This is a genomic window from Enterobacter sp. 186315 (genome assembly GCF_053290175.1).
Genome location: NZ_JBPTTK010000054.1, coordinates 1 through 2,132 on the forward strand (window position 1 = coordinate 1; position 2,132 = coordinate 2,132).

General features: G+C 43.9%; 3 protein-coding genes and 1 pseudogene. 2 read left to right on the top strand and 2 right to left on the bottom strand.

The features are described from left to right. Window positions 1-117 precede the first annotated feature (117 nt). Window positions 118-243 (top strand): annotated as a pseudogene (locus ACSVHP_RS22880) (replication initiation protein); the annotation flags it as partial. 316 nt (window positions 244-559) lie between these two features. Here ACSVHP_RS22880 and ACSVHP_RS22885 read toward each other — a convergent pair. Further along, window positions 560-916 carry a HigA family addiction module antitoxin gene (locus ACSVHP_RS22885; protein ID WP_023316024.1) on the bottom strand — a complete coding sequence of 119 codons (357 nt, stop codon included), beginning with the start codon at window positions 914-916 and terminating at the stop codon, window positions 560-562. 202 nt (window positions 917-1,118) lie between these two features. Continuing rightward, window positions 1,119-1,436, bottom strand: a complete 318-nt coding sequence (locus ACSVHP_RS22890) for a type II toxin-antitoxin system RelE/ParE family toxin (RefSeq protein WP_023316025.1) — start codon at window positions 1,434-1,436, stop codon at window positions 1,119-1,121. 186 nt (window positions 1,437-1,622) lie between these two features. Here ACSVHP_RS22890 and ACSVHP_RS22895 point away from each other — a divergent pair, with 186 nt between their 5' ends. After that, window positions 1,623-1,865 carry a hypothetical protein gene (locus ACSVHP_RS22895; RefSeq protein ID WP_023316026.1) on the top strand — a complete coding sequence of 81 codons (243 nt, stop codon included), beginning with the start codon at window positions 1,623-1,625 and terminating at the stop codon, window positions 1,863-1,865. Window positions 1,866-2,132: the final 267 nt, after the last annotated feature.

Below are 2,132 nucleotides of genomic sequence, written 5' to 3' on the forward strand. Positions count from 1 at the left end.
GCTCTCCTGTTCCTGCCTTTCGGTTTACCGGTGTCATTCCGCTGTTATGGCCGCGTTTGTCTCATTCCACGCCTGACACTCGGTTCCGGGTAGGCAGTTCGCTCCAAGCTGGACTGTATGCACGAACCCCCCGTTCAGTCCGACCGCTGCGCCTGTTCCGGTAACTATCGACTTGAGTCCAACCCGGAAAGACACGACAAAACGCCACTGGCAGCAGCCACTGGTAACAGGATTAGCAGAGCGAGGTATGTAGGCGGTGCTACAGAGTTCTTGAAGTGGTGGCCTAACTACGGCTACACTGGAAGGACAGTATTTGGTATCTGCGCTCTGCTGAAGCCAGTTACCAGGTTAAGCAGTTCCCCAACTGACTTAACCTTCGAAAAACCGCCTCCCCAGGCGGTTTTTTCGTTTACAGAGCAAGAGATTACGCGTACAGAGCACGGATCTCAAGAAGATCGTAAGAAGAAAGTTAACATGAGCGTTTTTATCCCTCAAAAAGAAGGCTTCTAGTTATAGAAGCCTTCTTTTTGAGGGATAACTTATATTTTTTTAAAAAAAATCATGCAATAGCATGTTTCTTCTCAGAACTATCAACAATGTGTTTCCTTTCTATGATTTCATGAGCGGGAATCACTCTGTCTATTTCTTCTTGCAATCGAGGGCTACTAGTAACCTCCCATAAATCAACAGACTGCTGTATATTTAGCCAGAACTTTGCAGTGGTATCGAAGGCTTTAGCCAACCTAAAAGCCATATCGGTAGACAGCTTTCTATTATTGTTAACTAAAGCACTGGCAGAGTTTCTATGCACATTCAACATTTCAGCCAAGTCATTGATTTTTAAACCACTTGGTTCGAGATATTCATAAAGAATAATATCCCCTACAGTTGATGGTTTTCTAGTTGCTTGGGACATGCTTTACTCCTAAATTTTTTACTTCTCTCTGTTAGATGAGGAAGATAAGTATTTCGTCTATTACCAGCTGTAGCGATGAGTAATTATCTTAAATATAGTCACGTCATTTTTTTTATTAATCATTATTTGTAATGACATTTTAATGTAGGTGAGGGAACGCCTCACCTACTTGTTTTATAAGATAACAGCCACGACCTGTTATCTATCGGTAATCATGTGGATCGAGATACAAATCCTCGACTCCGTTTTCACCCCACTTAAATATCAAGCGGTACTTCTCATTCACCCGTATGGATGAATACCCTGTCAATGGAGGGTTGAGATTCTCAAATCGGTTTCCCGGGGGAGACCGCAAATCTCCAACTTTATCAGCAGCATTCAGCATATCCAGCTTGCGACCTAATGAAGCACTAATCGCAGTTGGAATCTTTCGATTGGCTTTACCATATTTGTAAAACTGGTATAGCCAATCGTCTCGAAACTGAATGCGGCAATCATCATGTTCATGATCTTGCTGCATTTTTCTTTTACCTCAATTTTTGCCGCAACTTGGCAATTTTTTCGATCACCTTCTTACCTCCGATATAGTACAGCAAACATATCAAATGCACAACAGCACAGTGCACTTGTGCAATCAATGGCTATGCTGTAGAATGCACTCATGCACAGTGCAGGTGTGCAAAATAAATGATAATTTGGAGGTTGCATGGCTCTTGTTCGCTCAGGAAACAAAAGCAAGATTTTTGAAGCAGATACGAAGTTTAACTCGGTTTTTGACACTGAATATAAGCCGGGAGAAACATGTGAATATGAAGGGATTTATAAATGTACCGGTTGCGGTAAAGAAGTAACTATCGCAGGCGGGAAAACAATCCCACCACAAAACCACCACCAACATACCCCCGCGCAAGGGAACATTCGTTGGCAATTGTTTGTTTATGCTCAGTGAGGTATAGAAAATGGCAGATCGTCGACCACTCAACCCACACGTTGTCGTTCCTAAACCAGGCGGCGGAACTCAACCTCGTGACCGTAACAATGACGGAAGGGTCAGAGGAAAACGCTCAGATGCAGGAAAGCCACGAAAATAACAGCAAGCCGCCAGCCTGGCGGCTTTTTTATATCTGCAGCTGATACTGATTTACCATAACATCCGTTGGGCGCACCGCTGAAACGGGGTTGGCTGCGTTTCCGGTGCCAGACGCGAGAAAGTGGC

What these genes read in the sequence shown, in the direction of transcription:
- ACSVHP_RS22885 (WP_023316024.1), bottom strand. Translation starts at nt 916, where the DNA reads ATGTCCCAAGCAACTAGAAAACCATCAACTGTAGGGGATATTATTCTT.
- ACSVHP_RS22890 (WP_023316025.1), bottom strand. Translation starts at nt 1,436, where the DNA reads ATGCAGCAAGATCATGAACATGATGATTGCCGCATTCAGTTTCGAGAC.
- ACSVHP_RS22895 (WP_023316026.1), top strand. Translation starts at nt 1,623, where the DNA reads ATGGCTCTTGTTCGCTCAGGAAACAAAAGCAAGATTTTTGAAGCAGAT.